This is a genomic window from Mycobacterium sp. Panama NTM2, assembly GCF_054355555.1.
Genome location: NZ_CM135953.1, coordinates 1,309,416 through 1,328,202, shown reverse-complemented (window position 1 = coordinate 1,328,202; position 18,787 = coordinate 1,309,416). Strand labels below are relative to the sequence as shown.

Annotated in this window: 20 protein-coding genes; 10 read left to right on the top strand and 10 right to left on the bottom strand. The window is 68.1% G+C overall.

The genetic code is table 11. The features are described 5' to 3' along the window. The first annotated feature begins 17 nt into the window (after positions 1-17). The 3 genes from ACXYX3_RS06420 (at position 18) to ACXYX3_RS06410 (ending at position 2,926) form a co-directional block, all read left to right on the top strand. Positions 18-596: a TetR/AcrR family transcriptional regulator gene (locus ACXYX3_RS06420; RefSeq protein ID WP_458610773.1), complete on the top strand. Its 579-nt coding sequence runs from the start codon at positions 18-20 to the stop codon at positions 594-596. Positions 597-719: 123 nt separating this feature from the next. Further along, a complete protein-coding gene (locus ACXYX3_RS06415; RefSeq protein WP_458610771.1) occupies positions 720-2,519 on the top strand; it encodes an acetyl/propionyl/methylcrotonyl-CoA carboxylase subunit alpha in 1,800 nt (599 codons plus the stop codon). Between the two features lie 89 nt (positions 2,520-2,608). Beyond that, on the top strand, positions 2,609-2,926 hold the full coding sequence (locus tag ACXYX3_RS06410; protein WP_458610769.1) for a hypothetical protein: 318 nt from the start codon (positions 2,609-2,611) through the stop codon (positions 2,924-2,926). Here ACXYX3_RS06410 and ACXYX3_RS06405 read toward each other — a convergent pair. The 5 genes from ACXYX3_RS06405 to ACXYX3_RS06385 form a co-directional block, all read right to left on the bottom strand. Continuing rightward, the gene (locus tag ACXYX3_RS06405; RefSeq protein ID WP_458610767.1) at positions 2,919-4,415 is read right to left on the bottom strand and encodes an Ig-like domain-containing protein; all 1,497 of its coding nucleotides are present in this window, start codon (positions 4,413-4,415) and stop codon (positions 2,919-2,921) included. The two genes, ACXYX3_RS06410 and ACXYX3_RS06405, sit on opposite strands and share 8 nt — an antisense overlap. 2 nt (positions 4,416-4,417) lie before the next feature. Next, entirely contained in the window at positions 4,418-5,962 is a 1,545-nt protein-coding gene (locus tag ACXYX3_RS06400; protein WP_458610765.1) for an Ig-like domain-containing protein, read from the bottom strand. 54 nt (positions 5,963-6,016) lie between these two features. Next, positions 6,017-7,777 (bottom strand): Ig-like domain-containing protein, encoded by a 1,761-nt coding sequence (locus tag ACXYX3_RS06395; protein WP_458610763.1) that lies wholly within the window; start codon positions 7,775-7,777, stop codon positions 6,017-6,019. Next, positions 7,684-7,929, bottom strand: coding sequence for a hypothetical protein (locus tag ACXYX3_RS06390; protein ID WP_241202996.1), 246 nt, complete (start codon positions 7,927-7,929; stop codon positions 7,684-7,686). The genes ACXYX3_RS06395 and ACXYX3_RS06390 overlap by 94 nt, the downstream gene beginning before the upstream one ends. Positions 7,930-8,042: 113 nt before the next feature. After that, positions 8,043-8,528 carry a nucleotidyltransferase family protein gene (locus ACXYX3_RS06385; RefSeq protein ID WP_458611992.1) on the bottom strand — a complete coding sequence of 162 codons (486 nt, stop codon included), beginning with the start codon at positions 8,526-8,528 and terminating at the stop codon, positions 8,043-8,045. A gap of 318 nt (positions 8,529-8,846) precedes the next feature. Between ACXYX3_RS06385 and ACXYX3_RS06380 the strand changes: the two genes are divergently transcribed. Further along, the gene (locus tag ACXYX3_RS06380) at positions 8,847-9,269 is read left to right on the top strand and encodes an STAS domain-containing protein (protein WP_458610761.1); all 423 of its coding nucleotides are present in this window, start codon (positions 8,847-8,849) and stop codon (positions 9,267-9,269) included. Here the strand turns inward: ACXYX3_RS06380 and ACXYX3_RS06375 are convergent. Together ACXYX3_RS06375 and ACXYX3_RS06370 are read right to left on the bottom strand one after the other, a co-directional pair. Further along, positions 9,240-9,965, bottom strand: a complete 726-nt coding sequence (locus ACXYX3_RS06375) for an RNA polymerase sigma factor SigF (protein WP_458610759.1) — start codon at positions 9,963-9,965, stop codon at positions 9,240-9,242. The genes ACXYX3_RS06380 and ACXYX3_RS06375 overlap by 30 nt on opposite strands. Positions 9,966-10,027: 62 nt before the next feature. Then, the gene (locus ACXYX3_RS06370; RefSeq protein WP_458610757.1) at positions 10,028-10,459 is read right to left on the bottom strand and encodes an ATP-binding protein; all 432 of its coding nucleotides are present in this window, start codon (positions 10,457-10,459) and stop codon (positions 10,028-10,030) included. Positions 10,460-10,772: 313 nt separating this feature from the next. Here ACXYX3_RS06370 and mbp1 point away from each other — a divergent pair, with 313 nt between their 5' ends. Beyond that, entirely contained in the window at positions 10,773-11,009 is a 237-nt protein-coding gene (mbp1, locus tag ACXYX3_RS06365) for a microaggregate-binding protein 1 (protein WP_241203000.1), read from the top strand. 56 nt (positions 11,010-11,065) lie between these two features. Here the strand turns inward: mbp1 and ACXYX3_RS06360 are convergent, their stop codons facing one another. Beyond that, entirely contained in the window at positions 11,066-11,416 is a 351-nt protein-coding gene (locus ACXYX3_RS06360) for a helix-turn-helix transcriptional regulator (protein ID WP_458610754.1), read from the bottom strand. Positions 11,417-11,519: 103 nt separating this feature from the next. Here ACXYX3_RS06360 and ACXYX3_RS06355 point away from each other — a divergent pair, with 103 nt between their 5' ends. Genes ACXYX3_RS06355 through ACXYX3_RS06340 form a run of 4 tightly spaced genes read left to right on the top strand, consistent with a single transcriptional unit; the run spans position 11,520 to position 16,409 of the window. Then, the gene (locus ACXYX3_RS06355) at positions 11,520-12,923 is read left to right on the top strand and encodes a proton-conducting transporter transmembrane domain-containing protein (protein ID WP_458610752.1); all 1,404 of its coding nucleotides are present in this window, start codon (positions 11,520-11,522) and stop codon (positions 12,921-12,923) included. Continuing rightward, positions 12,920-15,466, top strand: coding sequence for a DUF2309 domain-containing protein (locus ACXYX3_RS06350; RefSeq protein ID WP_458610750.1), 2,547 nt, complete (start codon positions 12,920-12,922; stop codon positions 15,464-15,466). The genes ACXYX3_RS06355 and ACXYX3_RS06350 overlap by 4 nt, the downstream gene beginning before the upstream one ends. Further along, positions 15,463-15,798, top strand: coding sequence for a P-II family nitrogen regulator (locus tag ACXYX3_RS06345; protein ID WP_241203004.1), 336 nt, complete (start codon positions 15,463-15,465; stop codon positions 15,796-15,798). The genes ACXYX3_RS06350 and ACXYX3_RS06345 overlap by 4 nt, the downstream gene beginning before the upstream one ends. A gap of 26 nt (positions 15,799-15,824) precedes the next feature. Further along, positions 15,825-16,409, top strand: a complete 585-nt coding sequence (locus tag ACXYX3_RS06340; protein ID WP_458610747.1) for a carbonic anhydrase — start codon at positions 15,825-15,827, stop codon at positions 16,407-16,409. Between the two features lie 41 nt (positions 16,410-16,450). Here the strand turns inward: ACXYX3_RS06340 and ACXYX3_RS06335 are convergent, their stop codons facing one another. After that, positions 16,451-16,819: a hypothetical protein gene (locus tag ACXYX3_RS06335; protein ID WP_241203006.1), complete on the bottom strand. Its 369-nt coding sequence runs from the start codon at positions 16,817-16,819 to the stop codon at positions 16,451-16,453. Between the two features lie 79 nt (positions 16,820-16,898). Between ACXYX3_RS06335 and ACXYX3_RS06330 the strand changes: the two genes are divergently transcribed. Beyond that, positions 16,899-17,459 (top strand): restriction endonuclease, encoded by a 561-nt coding sequence (locus tag ACXYX3_RS06330; protein WP_458610745.1) that lies wholly within the window; start codon positions 16,899-16,901, stop codon positions 17,457-17,459. On the opposite strand, the gene lat is transcribed toward ACXYX3_RS06330, so the two are convergent. Then, entirely contained in the window at positions 17,428-18,780 is a 1,353-nt protein-coding gene (gene lat / locus ACXYX3_RS06325; protein WP_458610743.1) for an L-lysine 6-transaminase, read from the bottom strand. The two genes, ACXYX3_RS06330 and lat, sit on opposite strands and share 32 nt — an antisense overlap. Between the last annotated feature and the right edge of the window lie 7 nt (positions 18,781-18,787).

Sequence of the window (18,787 nt, the reverse complement as noted above, 5' to 3'; positions counted from 1 at the left end):
ACAGTCACACTGGTCAGATGTCGACCTCCGAGCCGGCGCGGGGTCTGCGTCATCGCAAGAAGGTCGCCACCCAGCGAGCCATCCGGCGGGCGGCGATCCACCTGTTCGAACAGCACGGTTTCGCCGACACGACCGTCGAGCAGATCGCCTCGGCGGCCGATGTCTCGGCCCGCACGTTCTACCGCTACTTCCCCACCAAGGAAGCCGTGCTGATCTGCGACCAGGCCGAACCGATCATGGCCGCGTTCCGCGATGCCCCCGCCGAGCTGTCCCCGGTCGCCGCCTACCGGCACGCGGTCGACGCATACTTCGCCGGCCTCAGCGACGACGAGCGGCACGACACGATCGTCGCCCAGCACATGCTCTACTCCCTTCCGGAGGCCCGCGGCGTCCTCTATGCGGAGTACACGCTGCTGATCGAGTTGATGACCGATGCGCTGAAGTATCGACTGAGGTCCTCGGTGGGATTTCCCGAACGACGCGTCATCGCGGGGGCGATCATCGGGGTGCTGATGGCCGTCTCCCATGGCGATCCGCTGCCCGAGGAGGCACTTGCCGAAGCACTGGACGTCCTCGAGTCCACACTCGCCCCGTGAATCCGTTGCGGGTTACTGGCGGGTAAGGGACCGGCTCGCCGAGACTCAGATTGCGGCGCTTAAACTCCCTCGGGATACATTCTTTAAGACGCTCTTAGAAATGACATGCCATCAGGAGGCGCAGTGGCCACTCACGCCAGCTCAAAGATCTCCAAGGTGCTCGTCGCCAACCGCGGAGAAATCGCCGTCCGGGTGATCCGAGCATGCAAGGACGCCGGACTCGAGAGCGTGGCGGTGTACGCCGAGCCCGACGCCGACGCCCCGCACGTGCGGCTGGCCGACGAAGCATTCGCGCTCGGCGGGCAGACCTCCGCGGAGTCCTACCTGGTGATCGAGAAGCTGCTCGACGCCGCCGCGAAGTCCGGCGCGAACGCCGTGCACCCCGGCTACGGCTTCCTCTCCGAGAACGCCGAGTTCGCCCAGGCCGTGCTCGATGCGGGCCTGATCTGGATCGGGCCCAGCCCGCAGTCCATCCGCGACCTCGGTGACAAGGTGACGGCCCGCCACATCGCCGCCCGGGCGCAGGCGCCGCTGGTGCCCGGCACCCCCGATCCGGTCAAGGACGCCGAAGAGATCCTGGCTTTCGCCAAGGAGCACGGCCTGCCGATCGCGATCAAGGCCGCCTTCGGCGGCGGCGGCCGCGGCATGAAGGTGGCCCGCACCCTCGAAGAGATCCCCGAGCTGTTCGACTCGGCCACGCGTGAGGCCGTCGCGGCATTCGGCCGCGGCGAGTGCTTCGTCGAGCGCTACCTCGACAAGCCGCGCCACGTCGAGGCCCAGGTGATCGCCGACCAGCACGGCAACGTCGTCGTCGCCGGCACCCGCGACTGCTCGCTGCAGCGCCGCTTCCAGAAGCTCGTCGAGGAGGCGCCCGCGCCGTTCCTCACCGACGCGCAGCGCAAGGAGATCCACGAGTCGGCCAAGCGCATCTGTAAGGAGGCCGGCTACTACGGCGCAGGCACCGTCGAATACCTCGTCGGCCAGGACGGGCTGATCAGCTTCCTCGAGGTCAACACCCGCCTGCAGGTGGAACACCCCGTCACCGAGGAGACCTCCGGCCTGGACCTGGTGCGTCAGCAGTTCAAGATCGCCAACGGCGAAGCTCTGGACATCACCGAGGACCCCACCCCGCGCGGCCACTCGTTCGAGTTCCGGATCAACGGCGAGGACGCCGGCCGCGGCTTCCTGCCCGCCCCCGGCCCCGTCACCCGCTACGACATCCCCACCGGCCCCGGTGTGCGCCTGGACTCCGGTGTCGAGGCCGGCTCGGTGATCGGCGGTCAGTTCGACTCGATGCTGTCGAAGCTGATCGTCACCGGCGCCACCCGCGAGGAGGCGCTCGAGCGTTCCCGCCGGGCCCTGGCCGAGTTCCATGTCGAGGGCCTCGCGACCGTCATCCCGTTCCACCGCGCCGTGGTGTCCGATCCGGCGTTCATCGGTGACGGCACGAAGTTCGACGTGCACACCCGGTGGATCGAGACCGAGTGGAACAACACCGTCGAGCCGTTCACCGGTGGCGACCCGATCTCCGAAGAGGACACGCTGCCCCGACAGACCGTCGTCGTCGAGGTCGGCGGCCGCCGCCTCGAGGTGTCGCTGCCCGGCGATCTCGCGCTTGGCAACGGCGGAGCGTCGCCGTCGGGCGCCATCCGCAAGAAGCCGAAGCCGCGCAAGCGTGGCGGTGGCGGCGGAGCGGCCGCGTCGGGCGACTCGGTGACCGCACCGATGCAGGGCACCGTGGTCAAGGTCGCCGTCGAAGAGGGCCAGAACGTTTCTGCCGGCGACCTGATCGCCGTGCTCGAGGCCATGAAGATGGAGAACCCGGTGACCGCCCACAAGGACGGTGTCGTGACCGGCCTGGCCGTCGAGCCCGGTGCCGCGATCACCCAGGGCACCGTCCTCTGCGAGCTCAAGGGCGAGTGACCCCCCGTTCGGCGAGCGCGCGCGTTTGTACACCTTCGCGCGGCGTGTCGTGTGCATGAGCGCGCGCTCGTCGACTGATCACTGAGCGCATGGAGCCCGTCGAGATCAACGCCGGCGCCTGGTACCTGCGCGCGCTACGGGCCGACGACCGGGTCGATGACCGGCCTGCGCTCGCCGACCTCGGGGAGCAGCGGGCTGAGTACGTCGATCAGGCTGCGGCGCAGTGGGATTCGGAGACCCTGTTCACCTGGGCGGTGTGCGAGCCGACGACCGGTGAACTACTCGCCGAAGTGACCCTCGACCCGACCACCCATGCCGTCGCCACCCGCGCGCGCTCGGGCCACGAGCAAGCCGCGCAGACCGGAGCCGAGGCCGTGGCCCGCTTTGCCGAGGCGATGCTCAGCTGATCGGCATGGGCCGCATCGTGAACCCGATGTCCTGCAGCATCGCGTACTCGATCGGGCTGATGAAGCGCACGTTGTGCCACCCTGGCCCGGGGCTCTTGTCGTTCATCAGTTTGAAGTCATCACCGGAGAACACGAAACGGTCCAGGTGCGCCGGCAACCCCTGCTTCGAGAGTGGGATCGGCGAGCCGTATGCGGCGATCGCATGCGGGCCACCGAAGTAGGCGCCTCCGTTGAGTCCGTTGATGTAGTCCTCGGCGTCGGGGCGTAGTTTGCCGTCCGGACCGAACAGCGACGTACCGTCTGCGGTGGTCAGGAAGCTGTCGTAGACGGACCAGTAACCCAGGTCTGAACTGATCAGCGAGTAGATGCCGAACGAGTGAAGCAGCTCGTGGCGCGCCGTGTTCTGGAAGTCGTACTCGTCGTCGGCGATGACGTCACCGGTCGCCCACTTCAGAGCGAAGTTCCAGTTCATCTGACTCTGCGTCGGACCCTCCACGTCGTTGACGCCGGTGATCACGTCCTTTTGGATGACGGACTGCAGATAGCCGGGCGGATCGGTGAACTCGACGCCCGTGTCCGCGGTGACGTGATACTCGGGTTCGTTGATCGCGGTGAGCTCATAGGAGAGCACGATCGGCGTTCTGACCACGAAATACCCCGCGATGAAATCGGCCGCCCGTTGGAACGCCGCTTTCCGCTCCGGCGTCCATTCGTCGATCAGACCGGCGTAGGTGAACGTGAACGTGATGGCCCGGTGATTGATCACCGATTCGGCGCGGGTGGCGGCAGGCCGGAACCAGTTGAGCAGGTTCACGTGCAGGCCGAGATCCCTCGCCGCGACGACGAAAGTGTCGACGCCGGTGAAGCCTTCGCCCGGCGTGTAGGTGTAGGAACCGTCCTTGTTGATCGTCACCGATCCCGTCGACGGACCTGTGACCAGCCGGTACCGCAGCCGGTCCCCGTCGGGGTCCTCCGCGCCGACGGTGCCACTGATCGGCCCGTCCATGACGCCGGTGACCTGGACCGGGTTCACCGTCGGCGCCTGGTTGAAGAACGCGCGACGTGTCGCCGCCAACGACTTCTCCAACCGCTCCTTGCGGGCGTCGCTGATCGGCCGGTCATCGATCCGTTCCAGCGCAGCGGCGGTCATCTCGTTGATCGCCTCGGCGGCCCGCTGCTGCCGGCGTTCTCTCGGCATGACGAGGGGCTCGTCGGCATCGTCGGCATGGGCAGCGCGACGCTTCTCGGTCACGCGCTGCCGCCGCGCCTCGGCCTTCTCGACCCTCTCGGCCCTGGTCAGGCGTGCCGGCTTCGACGGGCCCGCCGACTCACCCGCCGGCGCCGACACCGACGTCTCGGTGTCTGCCGACGCCACCCCGACCTGCGGGCCCGTCAACGACAGACCCCACAACGCCGCACCCATGCCCGCCGACGCAGCACCGAGCGTCAACCAGCGCCGCACCGCGAACTGCTCACTCCTGGTCGCCATGGTCAGGCCTTCTTCGCGCGTCGACGCCACAGCAGCACCACGAAGCTCAGTGCTGCCATGGAGTGCGTCGGTGGCACCACCGTGTAGCCGAGGTCCCGCAAAATCCCGATTTCGATCGGGCTGAGCTCGCGGACACTGAGCGCGCCTTTGGCCTTGATGCGGTGGTTCATCAGCTGATAGTCATCGCCGGTGAACGTGTTCGTGTCGAGGTGGTAGGCCGAACTGCCCGATTCCCATGTACCGGGCGAATACAGCGGGACCGGCTTGCCGTACGTCTCGACTGCGCGGGATCCGCCGAAGTTCATGCCGCCGTTCGCTCCGAGCAGATAGTCGTCGGAGTTCTCCGACCACGTGTAGTCCGCGGAGATCAGCGGCGTGCCGTCGGCCGAGACCATCAGACTGTCCCAGATCGACCATGCGCGGTGATCACCGTTGCTCCCCGGCGGGCCCACCGTGCCGATCATGCCGAAGGAGTGCATCAGCTCGTGCATGACGATGCTGGTGAAGTCGTAGTCCTCGCCGGTGACGACGTCGCCGATGGCCGTTGGTGCAGCGAAGTTCCACTCGATGAAGCCGTCTGGTCGGCTGCTGTTCGAGTCGACGCCGGAGATGATCTTGTTCTGCACCACCGTCCGCCAGAACCCGGCTTCTTTGCTGATCAGGCTGCTACTGGCTCCCGCGAGCCACTTGGCGTCCGGATCGTTGGCACCGTCGACCCGATAGACCAGTGTCACCGGCGCATACACCCGCAGATACTCGGTGATGTTGTCGGCGACGCGCTCGAGGGCGGCCTGCCGGTCCGGTGTCCAGTTCTCTGCTCCCACCTGGTACTGGAATTCGAACGTGACGGCGCCGTGGTTGATCAGCACCTCGGCCCTGGTCACCCCTCCGCGCAGCACGCCGAGGAGGTTCAGGTTGGACCCGACGTCGCGGACGTTCACGACGAAGGAGTCGACACCGTTGAACCTCTTGCCCGGCGTGTAGGCGTAGGTGCCGTCGGGGTTCAGCGTCACTGCGCCTGTCTTGGGACGCTTCGCCATCCGATATCTCAGCACGTCGCCGTCGGGGTCCGAGGCGCCGACCGTCCCACTGATGGGCCCCTCGACGACGCCACTGGTCTGCACGGGCGCAACGGAGGGTGCCTGGTTGAAGAACGTGTGCTGCACATTCGTCAACCGCTGCTCCAGTCGGTCTTTCCTCTCTTCGCTCACGGGGCGGGAGTCGATCCGGGCTTGGGCGTCGGACGCCCAGTCGTCGACCTTGTCGGCGACCCGATCCCGACGTTTCTGCGCGACGTCGGCGCGGCGGGCCGCTCGCTCACCGCGGGCGCGCTGCGCGGCGCTCTTCCGTTCGGCGATGCGATCCGCGCGATCCTGCCGGCTCGGCGTCGACGATGAACCGCCTGCGTCGCCGGCCGAGACCGACGTATCGCCGGAGTCGGCCGCCGCCGATCCGATCTGCGGACCCAGCAGCGCGAAACCCAGCAGGCCCGCGCCCACCCCCGCCGATGCCAAACCCAACCGGACACTGTTGCTGACAGCGCTCACCGATTACCCCCCATTGGTTTTCCTATTCCGTTGTTGTGCAGCATGATTGTTTGTTCAGGCCTTCTTCGCGCGCCGACGCCACAACAGGATGACGAAGCTCAGCGCCGCTATCGACTGGCTCGACGGCACCACCGTGTAGCCGAGGTCCCGCAGGATTCCGATCTCGATGGGACTCAGGGTGCGGATATCCAGTGCGCCCTTGCCTTTGCTTTGGTGGTTCATCATCTGGAAGTTGTCGCCGGTGAAGGTGAAGGTGTCCAGATGACTACCGGAACTGCCGGGCTCCCATGGATCGGGAGCGAACAACGGCACCGGTTCACCGTATGCCGCAACGGCATTGGCTCCGTTGAAGAAGAGGCCGCCGTTCCCGCCGACCAGATTGGCGTCAGCCCACTGAGGCCATGCGTAGTCGTCCCCGATGATCGCGGTGCCGTCTGAGGTACTCAGGTAGCGGGCGAACACGCTTCGGCCGGTGTAATCGTTGCCGCCCGGCCGACTCAACCACGACGCGAAGCCGAAGGAATGCAGCAGTTCGTGCATGGCCGTGCTCATGAAGTCGTATTCGCCGTCGCCGACCACATCGCCGAGTGCCCACGCGAAGGAGAAGTTCCATTCGATGAATCCGTCGGCCGCGTCGCCGTTGGCGTCCTCTCCCGTCAGAAGCTTGTTCTGCACGAACGTGGGCCAGAATCCCGGATCCTCACTGATGATGTTGCTGCCGGCGCCGGCGAGCCAACCGACCGACGAGTCGTCCACGCCCGTGATGTCGTAGCGAATGACGACTGGCGCCATGACCCTGAAGTAGGACACGAGAGCGTTCGCCGACTCGACCAACGCGGCCCTGCGCTCCTCCGTCCAGTAGTCGGCACCGTCGCGATACCTGAAGTCGAAGATGATCGCCCCCTGGTTCACCAGAGAACTCGCGCGGGTGCCTGCCGGCCGGAACCATTGCAGCAGATTCACGTGCAGGCCGAGGTCGACTGCCCGCACTTCGAAGGTGTCCACACCGGTGAACCCGTCCCCCGGCGTGTAGGTATAGGAGCCGTCCCTGGCGACCGTCACCGAACCCGACGACGGGCCTTTGACCACCCGGTAGCGCATCCGGTCCCCGTCGGGATCCACGGCGTTGAGCGAACCGGTGACCGGTCCGTCGATGACTCCGCTGACCTGTACAGGAGCCAGTGTCGGGGCTTGGTTGAGGAACCTGCGCTGGGTGGCCTCCCACCGGTCCTCCAGCCTTTCCTTCCTGGCGTCGCTGACCGGACGGGAATCGATTCTGGCGTGCACCGATTCGGAGAGCTTCTCGATCGCTGCGGCGACGCGCTCTTGACGGGTGCTCTCGGTTGGCGCCCCATCCTCGTCGTTGTCGTCGGCCTGTGCGCTTCGAGCTTCGGCCCGGGTGCTCCGCGCTTCCGCCCGCGCGGCCTTGGCGGACCTCCGCTGGCTACCGACACCCGCCGCTTCGTGACGTACGGGGCCGGCAGACACCGACGGCGTGTCACCCGTGTCGGCCAAGGCCACACCGAGATCCGGGCCGGCGAGCGAAAGGCCGAGCAAAGCCGCGCCCAGCCCCGCCGAAGCCGCACCCAGCTGAAGCCAACGCTTGATTGCAAAGCTTTCCGCACGCCGACGGCGGTGTTTCGCCATATTACTGACCCCCCTGTCAATTGACTGGGAGCGTACAGCAACCTCGTTTGCCAGGCTTGGTTTTGGGCACCAGGTCAGTGGCTTTGCTGAATCGACCAGCTGGGCGTCGAGAAGCCCTGCTGCGGCCAGTAGTAGTAGCCGTAGCCCACCCGCGGCCAGCCGACCCACGGCTGCGCGACGGTGTCGGGGGTCGCGACCATGCTGCCGTCGTCGTTGACCGTCATCGCGGCACTGGCCGGCCCGGCCAGGCCGAGCGCGGCGCCGCCGATGATTCCGGCCGACAGCAGGGGCAGGGCGATGATGCGGGCGATGCGGTTCATGTGGGGCTCCTTGGTTGAGGTGATGACTCAACTCTCTCCCGCCGCGCGCCTCCCGTCTGTCCCGTGATCAGGCGATATGCCGGTGGATCGCCATGTCCCCCGATCGGCGGACATCACCGACTGTCGATGTCGACGCCCGAGCACAGATCGGCGCACTCGACGGTGACGACGTCGTCACGGGAGCGCAAGAACGGCGCGGCGCCCTCGTCCCCGGCCAGCGTGTCGAGAAGCGTCGGCCAGTGCCGGCGAGCGATCACCACCGGATGCCCCGGTCTGCCCGCGTAGACCGCGCGCGCCACTCCGGTGTCTCGCGCGGCGTCGCGCACCCGCCGCACCGCAGCGACGGTGACGTCGGGCGTGTCAACGGGCAGGAACACCGCGCGGTCGGTGCCGTCATCGAGCGCGCGCACACCGGCACGCACCGATGCGCTGAGCCCGTCGGCCCAGTCGTCGGCGACGACGGCCCGGGCCGCAGGAGGGATGGTGACTCCGTCGACGGCCGCACCGAGGACCACGACGACGTCGCGACATCCGCCTCCGTGGAGAGCCGCCACTGCCGACGCCAACCACCGGCCAGTGTCAGCGAGCACCTTGGGCATGCCGAAGCGCGTGCCCGCCCCGGCGGCGAGGACCACACCCACATCTGAATGTTGCTGCACGACAGACACTTTGACGACACACCTCTGATGCTTTGGCAATTTTGACATTCGCGCGAGCGGCAATTGTGAACATCTCCTGAAAGTCATTGTCCAAGATCACCGCGTCGGCGTATGGTCGAGATCACGGGTTGACTGACCAGCTCGTTTTGAGGACACGTCATCGTCACGCGGGTGTGCAATTCCCGCGCAGGCTTCTTGCATCTCGGCCCCCTTGGCGCGACCACAGACCGAATTCCATTTCGACTGATGGAGCCGACAATGGCTGAAGCGCCCGACACGACGCTCGACACCTACGTGTGTCACCCCGCCGAGTTCCAGACCCGTCGCCCGCAACCATCGACCGCCGTCGTCTCCGCATCAGGTGAGCTCGACGCCGCGAACGGCAATGCGTTCGTCTCCTACGCCCTGCGGGATGCGAAGCAGACGCAATGGCTGGTCATCGACCTCAGCGGCTTGAGCTTTTTCGCCACCGCGGGATTCTCGGCCCTGCACACACTCAATGTGCAGTGCGCCGGCGAGAACATCCGATGGGCGCTGATCCCGAGCCTCGCCGTCGACCGGCTGCTACGGCTCTGCGATCCGGACTCCACGCTGCCGATATGCGTCGACATCGCCAATGCACTGACCACTGTGCACAGCGACCCCCCGCGACTATTGAAGCTGGTCTCGCAACCGCGTTAGCGACTTCGCCAACAGCCGGGACACGTGCATCTGCGAGATGCCCACCCGCTCGGCGATCTGCGTCTGGGTCATCGACTCGAAGAACCGCAGCACCAGGACCGTGCGTTCCCGCTCGGGCAGGGCGTCGAGCAGCGGACGCAGCGCCTCGCGGTTCTCGATCTGGTCGAGTGACATGTCGAAGTCACCGAGGGTGTCGGCGATCGCCGGGGCATCCTCGTTGCTGCCGCTCCCGCCGCTGTCGATCGACAGGGTGTTGTACGAGCTACCGGCCACCAGACCCTCGATGACCTCGTCGCGGTCCATCTCCAACTCGGCGGCCAACTCGGTGGCCGTCGGCGCGCGTCCGAGACGTTGCGAGAGGTCCGCGGTGGCCGCGCCGAGCCGCAGATGCAGTTCCTTGAGCCGACGGGGCACCTTCACCGACCAGCTGTTGTCCCGGAAGTGCCGGCGAACCTCGCCCATGATGGTGGGCACCGCGAACGACACGAAGTCCGAGCCGGCGTTGACGTCGAACCGGATCACCGCGTTGACCAGCCCCACCCGGGCGACCTGCACCAGGTCGTCGCGAGGCTCCCCGCGCCCGTCGAATCGACGCGCGATGTGATCGGCCAGCGGCAGGCACCGTTCGACGATCGCGTCGCGCTGACGCTGGAACGCCGCCGACCCCTGCTCGAGCCCTTCGAGCTTCCGGAACATGGCGACCACGTCCGCATATTCAGAGCTCGATCGCGAGGACGAACCCTGGGAGGACGAACGCGTCACTGCAACGAACTCGCTCGCCTTGTCGTCATCGAGATGCCGAAAACCTGACCTGCGGGCGACTGACCGTCGGAGAACGTCGTGACCTCGTCGGTCAGCGAACTCAGGACATGCCAGCTGAAGCTGCCGGGAGCGAGAATATCGGGGCTGTCGCAGGTGGTCGACGCGTGCACGACCAAGGCCTCGGGCTGCGGATCCACGACCAGCAGCAACGTCGAATCGGGCACCGCGGACCTGATCAGCCGGGTGCAGGCTTCGTCGACGGCCAGCCGAAGATCCGCGACCGCATCGAAATCGAGGTCCTCGAAGGTGCCGATCGCGGCGACCAGCGTGCGAAGCACCGCCAGGTTCTCCAGCGTCGCCGCGACACGCAGCTCCACGGACTGGGCGCCGTGCCGATTCCCATTGACGTGGCTCGCGCCCTGCGCCATCTGACCTCCCGAAAACTTCCCCGAGAGACTACCCCAGGGCGCGTGACTGCTACCCATGGGTGCTCCGGCCCGTATCGACGAGCGCCGAATCCGTGTCCGCGCGCCGCCGATGAACTGTTCTTGACATGGTGCGGAATCCATACCCCGGCCCCCAAAACGGCAAACTCGGGGCCGAAAAGCGTTGCGTCGAGGCGCAATCTGACCGGCCGCGGTGAGACGCGCGTCACCTGTTTAAGCCCCGTGGCCCGGGGAAGCCCACGCAGGCCGGCCCCGCGTCGGAGCCAGAAGTCGAAGACCCAGCCGAAAGGTGATCATGACTGACAAGAACAGCGGTCCCGAAGAGGGCATCAAGGGCGTCGTCGAGGACGTCAAGGGAAAGACCAAGGAGGCTGTCGGCACCGTCGCCGGCCGTGACGATCTGAAGCGTGAGGGCGAGGCCCAGCAGGACAAGGCCGACGCTCAGCGCGAGGTCGCGGAGAAAGAAGCCGAGGCCGAATCGGCTCGTGCCGGCGCCAAGGCCGCCGAGGAGCGCCAGGAAGCCAACCAGTAAGAGGACTCTCGACGGGCCCGACCGGACTCTCCGGTCGGGCCTGTTGTCGTTCCGGGTCAGGTCAGCGCGTCGATCAACTCACCGACGGTGTGCGCGGCTTCCACCGGGTGGCGCATCCGCCCGTCTCGGTTGACCGTGTAGTTGTTGCGACGGCCGACCTTCGACTTGGTGACGTATCCGTCGGCGATGAGGTCGGCGAGGATCGTCTGGACCGACCGTTCGGTGATGCCGATCAGCACGCTCAACTCGCGTGCGGTCAGCGACTGCCCCTGCGCGAGACAGAGAAGCACGTGCCCGTGATTGGTCAAAAACGTCCACGTCCGCGCCGACGGTGCGACGTCGGCGACGGGAGGGGCTGCCGCCACGCGCGGTGCCACCTTGCCAGGGCTTTTCCGTGAGGCGGGCATCGGCCACAGCATAGGTGATGCACAGAGCACGGTTCGGCATTTGACCTCCGTCACAATCTACGAAGCTTGACACGCGATACGTAATACACGTAATTTACTTCGCATGTCTGATGCACTCGCGACTTCGGCCCTGGCGGCGCTGATCGTCGTCCCCGCCCTCGTGGCTGCGGTCGCCGCGATCGTGGGGCGTCGCGCCCCGCGCGTCGTCGCACGCCTCGGAACCGCCACTGCGACGGCCGGACTGGTGATCGCCATCGTGAACGCGCCGATGGCACAGGACCATCTCGCGGCCGCGCTCCTGTTGCTGATCTTCGGAGTGTCCTCTGTCGCAAAAGGTTTCGCGGTGCGCTATCTGGCCGGCGATGATCGCGCCACGTGGTTCACCTGTGGCGCACTGCTTCTGACGTCAGCCGCCGCCGCGATGGCGTCGGCCACCACCTTCGTCGAGCTTGCCCTCGGTTGGACCGGGGTCGGTCTGGCGCTCTGCCTTCTGCTGGCCACCTACCGCGAGCTGCCGGCGGCCCGCGACGGGGTGCGGCGCACGGTACTGGCCTTCGCCGTCGGCGACGGTGCGCTGTGGCTCGCCGTGGGATTACATGAATTCGCCGGCGAGACAGCACGTCCCGTGATCGCGGTGCTCATCGTCGCCGCCGCCCTGTCCCGCTCCGCCCAGATCCCCTTCCATCGCTGGTTGCCGGCCACGCTGGCGGCGCCCACCCCGGTGTCGGCGCTGCTGCACGCCGGGGTGGTCAACGGCGGCGGTGTGCTGCTGGTGAAACTCAGCGCGCTCAACACTGCCCTGGCTGCCGGAATCGTCATCGCCGCCGGCTTGGCCTCGATGGCCTACGGCGCGGTGTTGATGCTCGTCCGGCCCGACATCAAAGGCGCACTTGCCTACTCGACGATGGCGCAGATGGGCTTCATGATGCTGACCTGCGGGCTCGGGCTGTGGGCCGCCGCGGTGATCCACCTGATCGGCCACGGCTTCTACAAGGCGACGCTGTTCCTGTCCTCCGGCTCGGCGATCGCCCGGCACCGCAGGCACCACGTTCTCGCTCCGCCGCGCGATCCCTCCCGGCCGCGACGCTTCGGCATCGCCGCCGGGGCCGTGCTCCTGCCACCGCTGGCCCTCGGCATCGGCGTGGTGCTGGTGCCGACCTGGCAGGAAGGACACTCCGCGGAACTCGCCCTTCTCGTCTTCGCCTGGGTGACCGGATCGATCGCACTGTGGGGGTGGCTGCGCCGCCAACCCGCGATCGGAGGCCTCGCCGGTGCGGCCGCGCTGCTGGTACCGGCCGCGATTGCCTACGTCGCAGTGGTCAGCGTCCTCAGCCGGTATCTGCAACCGGCGCTGCCCGGGCCGGGCGCCTCAGCGGCCACGGTGTGGGCCGTGATCGCCGCTGCGTTGATCGTGCTGGGCGCCGTGGCCAGCCTGCGCGCCTCACCGCGGCTCTACACCCACGCACTGTCCGCCGGAACCCTTCACCCGACAGGAGCCCTTCGATGACCACCGCTGTCGCCTCCCGGCGTGCCCAACTCCGCAGCGATATCCGGTTGGCCGCCCGCGCGCTGCCCACCCACTACCCGCTCGGCACCTTCATCGCGGTGAACCCGCTCGCCGGCCTGCAGACCATGCCCTTCGAGCAGGCGGTGCGCCGTGCGAGCGACGTGTACGGGATGCGCGGCACGCTCTCCGAAGAGCTCTACCGGGCGCTGCACCGGCAGGGCCGCATCACCGACGCCGATCTCGACGCCGTGCTGATGCGACGTCACCCCAACCTGGCTGACGAACCGGACCTGCAGCTGGCCGGGCGCACCATGACGGCGATCGAGCTGCTGCGGTCGGACCTGCTGCACGGTCAGGCAGCGCCAGAACCGCTGCGCCGCTTCACCACTCACGCCGAGCGCATCTCGGCCCGGGTCGCCGCCGACATCGACGCCCACGCCGCGACCTGGTGTGCCGCGTTCCTCGGCGGCGGGAGCTGGCCGATGCCGGGACGCGACGAGGGTTTCTACCCCGCATGGCGCGATTTGGTCCGCACCGAACGGACGCTGCCGCGCGCTGTGCGCCGCCGGCTGACTGCGCTGCCCGAACGCGCCGACGACGCGATCCTGGCCGCGCTCGACGCGCTGGGTGTCGGCGACGACGAGCGCGTCACCTACCTTCAGGCACACCTGACCCGGTTACCGGGCTGGGCCGCTCACATCCAATGGGGAGCCGATCGCGCCGCGGGTATCGACCTGCTGCAGTATCTGGCGATGCGGCTGAGTTACGAGGCCGCGTTCGTGCCGGAGCCGTCGCCCGCACCGGCGGACGGACCGCGCCGGTCGTCGACGCCCACCGCGCGCGACCGCGCCGCCCAGCTGCTGGCCACCTCGACCGGCGTCGCGATCCCGGAGAGTGACTTGACCGCGGCGGCACGGATTCTGGCCGCGATGCCGGTGGCCGCCCGGGCCATGGTGTGGCAGCAGGCGTTCGAGGCCCACTACCAGGACGGGCTGCTCACCGCGCTGGCCGACACGACGCCGTCCCCCCGGGCTGCGGCACACACTCAGCTGGTCACCTGCATCGACACCCGCTCGGAGGGGCTTCGCCGGCATCTCGAGAGCCGCGGCGATTACGAGACTTTCGGGTTCGCGGGATTCTTCGCAGTCGCGATCCGGTTCACCGGGTTGCTCGGCGGTGACTCTGCCGACCTCTGCCCGGTGCTGATCTCCCCCAACCACGACGTCACCGAACACGCCGCGGCCGACCCGACGCGTGAGATCCGCGGTGCCACAGGGCTGGCCGCCGCCGAGACCGCGTTCCACACCGCCAAACAATCCCTGACGGGGCCCTTCACGCTCGCCGAAGCGGCCGGTTGGCTCGCGGCGCCGCTGGCCGTGGCGAAGACCGCGGCGCCGGGCGCCGTCGGCAAGGTCCGCCACCGCCTGCGGAAGGCCATCGCGCCTCCGACGGCAACCGTGCTCGCGATCGACGGGATGCCGCTGGGCGAGCGAGTCCTGTTCGCGCAGACAGTGCTGCAGTCGATCGGGCTGGTCCGCGACTTCGGCCGCCTGCTGGTGCTGTGCGGGCATCACAGCACGACGGAGAACAACCCGTACCAGGCATCGCTGGACTGCGGCGCCTGCGGTGGGCAGGGCGGCGGGCCGAACGCGCGGACCGCGGCGCTGATCCTCAATGACCCCGCGGTGCGTGACGAATTGCGGGACAACGGAATCGACATCCCGAAGCAGACTCTGGTCGTCGCCGCCGACCACGACACCGCCACCGACCGGGTCATGGTGCTCGACCATCATCTGATCCCGACGACCCATCGTGACGACATCACCCGGCTGGAAGCCGACCTCGCCCATGCGGGTGAGGCGCTGGCCGCCGAGCGGTGCGCTGAGCTGCCCGGCGCCCCGCGTCGGCGAACGTCGGCCAGGGCCGCGCGCCATGTCACCGCGCGGTCGCTGGACTGGGCGCAGGTGTACCCCGAATGGGGACTGGCGGGAAACGCCGCGTTCATCATCGGCCCCCGAGCCATCAGCACCGGAATCGACCTGCAGCGCCGCGCTTTCCTGCATTCCTACGACGCCGACGTCGATGTCGACGGCACCGCGCTGGAAACCATCATGACCGCACCGCTGGTGGTCGCGCAGTGGATCAACTGCCAGTACTACTTCTCGACGGTCGCACCCGATGCGTTCGGCGCGGGCAGCAAGACGATCCACAACGTCGTCGGCGATGCCGGGGTGCTCTCCGGGCACGTCGGAGATCTACGCCTCGGCTTGCCCCGGCAGTCGGTTCGCTACGGCGACAAGCTGATTCATGAACCGCAACGTCTGCTCGCGGTGATCCAGGCTCCGCTGTCGCGCATCGACACCGTGATCGAGCGCAACCCGTTGCTGCGGCAACTGTTCGACAACGACTGGGTCACCCTCGCCGCGCGCGAGCACGCCCACGACAGCTGGCGCCGTCGCACCCGGACTGGTTGGCGCACGTGGCTCGACACGCGTGCAGCAACTCCACAAGACACCCCAGGAGACAAGGAGATGATCCCGTGACACCCTCTACGACACCCAACGCCCTCACCCGGATGACCAAAGTCGAGGTCGTCGTCTCCGGACAGGACGCCGCAGCGGTGCGGGACTTGATCGCCGGTGCCGGCGCCACCGGTTTCACCAGCCTGTCCGGAGTCTCCGGGCTCGGCCACCACGGCTACCACCAGGGCCGGCTGCTGTTCAACCAGCAGGCGACCCTCGAACTGATCATCACCGTGGTGCCCGACGACAAGGTCGAGGCGCTGCTCGCCGGACTACGCCGACTCCTCGACTCCTCCCCCGGCGTGCTGTTCGTGACCGAGACCTACGTCAGCCGCCCCGAGTACTTCAGCTGAGAACCCCACGAAAGGAAATGAACGACATGGCACACGACACCACGGACGCGACGACCGTCTGGCAGAAACTGAAGGCCGGGGTACCCGCACCCGGCGATGGACCGGTCGCGGCGGTGTTTCGCTGCGCCGACGCCGGTATCAGCAGCGAGAACGTCTTCGGCCAGTCCGCCGGCGCGCTGCTGGACGTCAGCACGTGGGGACACACCGTCGACACCAGCGTGCTGGCCAGCCTCGAGTACGCGGTCGAGGCGCTGGGCGTCCCGCTCGTGGTGGTGCTGGGCCACGACGACTGCCCCGCGATGACCGCCGCGCTGCGGGCATGGCAACAGGCCCAACTCCCCGACGGCGCGATGCGCAGCGCCGTCGAGCATGCGCTGCTGTCGGTCGTGCGGCGCGGCGCCGCAGCCGATTCCGTCGAGTCGGTGGCCTCAGCCCACATCGTCGAAACCGGCCTGGGCCTCACGCAGCGCTCCCCGGCGTTGGCCCGCAGGGTCGATCGCGGCGAATGCGGCATCGTCTGCGCAACCGTGAACCCCTCCGACGGAGCGATCCGGGTGCACGCGACGCTCGGCGTCGAGGAAACCAACGGCGTTCTGGTGGAGATGGTTTGACGCCGGGGCGTGGTTCGGGCGGGGGCTGGGTGTACTGACAGCTACGCCACGGCGAGGACGGCGGTGGTCGCCATCAGGACGATCAGCGTCCACCCGGCCACCTGCCAGGCCCACCATGCCGGCGTCTCGCGCTGCACCCGCGCCCCGCGCAGCAGGGCCACCGCACCACCCACCAGCAGGATGAGGGGCGCGCCGACGACGGCGCCTGCCTGTTGCGGAGCGCCGCAGGCCACCGCGTCGATGGTGGAGCCGGTGCAGGTGCTCATCCACAGTGACGCCGTGAGGAGGAACAGCAGACCCGCCGCCGCGAAACCGAGCCCGGTGCGCACGGCGTCGCGCACACCACGATCCGCCACTCGGTCGGCGTAACCGATGCCCGACCGGCGCTCGTGGCCCGACAGGTCCGTCATGGGATCGTGACTTCCCAGTGATCTGCACTGGTAAACGTCGGTGGGCCGCCGTGTCACCGCCGCTGTTTACGATCCGGTGGTGACGCGGACTCGGTGGCGCCTGGCGGGCGCGCTCGGTATCGCCGCCGGAGTCGGCGCGGCGCTGTCGGGTGTGTCCCCGTGGTGGTGTCTGGTCATCGCGATCGCCGCACCGCTGGTGCCCGGGTTCGTCGCGGCCGTCGTCGTCGGCGCGGCCACCCCGGGCGCCCGGGAGACCCATGCCCGAGACGAGATGTCGGGCACCGAGTTCGAGGATTACGTGGCCCGCATCGCACGCTCGGTCGGGGTGCCGGTGATCATGACACCGCTCTCCGGCGACTGGGGCGTCGACCTGATCGTCGGGCACCGGCCCGATCGCCTGGCGGTGCAGTGCAAACGGCAGTCACGCCCGGTCGGCACCGGCGCCGTCCAAGAGGTGGTGGCGGGCGCGCCGATGCAGGACTGCACACGCACCATGGTCGTGACCAACCACCAATTCACCCCTGCAGCACGGAAACTCGCCGAGCTTCACGGGTGCGAGCTGGTGGCCGGGGACGAGCTCCCGCGGCTGCGCTCGACGATCCGCCGGCTCACCCGGCCGATCGAACCGACATCGACCTGAGCACCGCGCGCACCGCGTCGACCGCGGCGTCGATCTCCCCGCGCGACACCGTCAACGCCGGCCGGAACCGGACACTGTCGGCTCCGCACCCGAGCATGATCACCCCGGCATCCCAGAGCTGGGCCACCAACGTGTCCCGCAGCTCCGCCCCCGGCAGGCTGAACGCACACATCAGGCCGCGCCCGCGCACGTCGCGAACCAGCGCGGGAAACGCGGCCGCCACCTCGTCCAGACGCTCGAGCAGATAGCGACCGTTGTCGGCGGCGCGCTCGAAGAGCCCCTCGGCTTCGATGACCTCGAGGATGCGGCGCGAGCGCACCATGTCCACGAGGTTGCCGCCCCACGTGGAGTTGATCCGCGAGCTCACCGCGAACACGTTGTCGGCCACCTCGTCGACACGGCCGCCTGCCATCACGCCGCACACCTGCGTCTTCTTGCCGAACGCCACCACGTCGGGCTGCACGCCCAATTGCTGGTACGCCCAGGCTGTTCCGGTGATCCCGCAGCCGGTCTGCACCTCGTCGAAGATCAGCAGCGCGTCGAACTCGTCGCACAGCGCACGCATCGCGGCGAAGAACTGTGGCCGGATGTGTCGATCGCCGCCCTCGCCCTGGATCGGCTCGGCGATGAAGCAGGCGATGTCGTGCGGCGCGGCCTCGAACGCGGCCCGGGCCTGGCGCAGCGACTCGGCCTCCAGCGCTTCGACGTCGGCCCCTGCCCGCAGGTAAGGCGCGTCGATCCGGGGCCAGTCGAACTTCGGGAAGCGCGCGACCTTGTTGGGATCGGTGTTGGTCAACGACATCGTGTACCCGCTGCGGCCGTGGAAGGCGCCGCGCAGATGCAGCACCTTGGTGCCCAGTTCCGGGTCGCGACCGTGCGCCTCGTTGTGCCGGCTCTTCCAGTCGAACGCGACCTTGAGCGCGTTCTCGACGGCCAGCGCCCCACCGTCGACGAAGAACAGGTGGGGCAGCGCCGGGTCGCCGAGAACGCGGGCGAACGTCTCCACGAAGCGGGCCATCGGCACGCTGTAGACGTCGGAGTTGCTCGGCTTGTTCAGCGCGGCCGCGGTCAGCTCCGCGCGGAACTGCTCGTCGTCGGCCAGGGCCGGATGGTTCATGCCCAGCGCCGACGACGCGAAGAACGTGAACATGTCCAGATAGCCGCGACCGGACCGCGCGTCGATCAGATAGGACCCACGCGAACGCTCGACGTCGAGCACGAGGTCCAGCCCGTCGGCCAGGATGCTGCGAGCCAGCACCGGGCGGACGTCATCGGGGGTGATCCGGGACGCGACAGCGGGAGCCGCCAGAACATCGGTCATGCCGGAA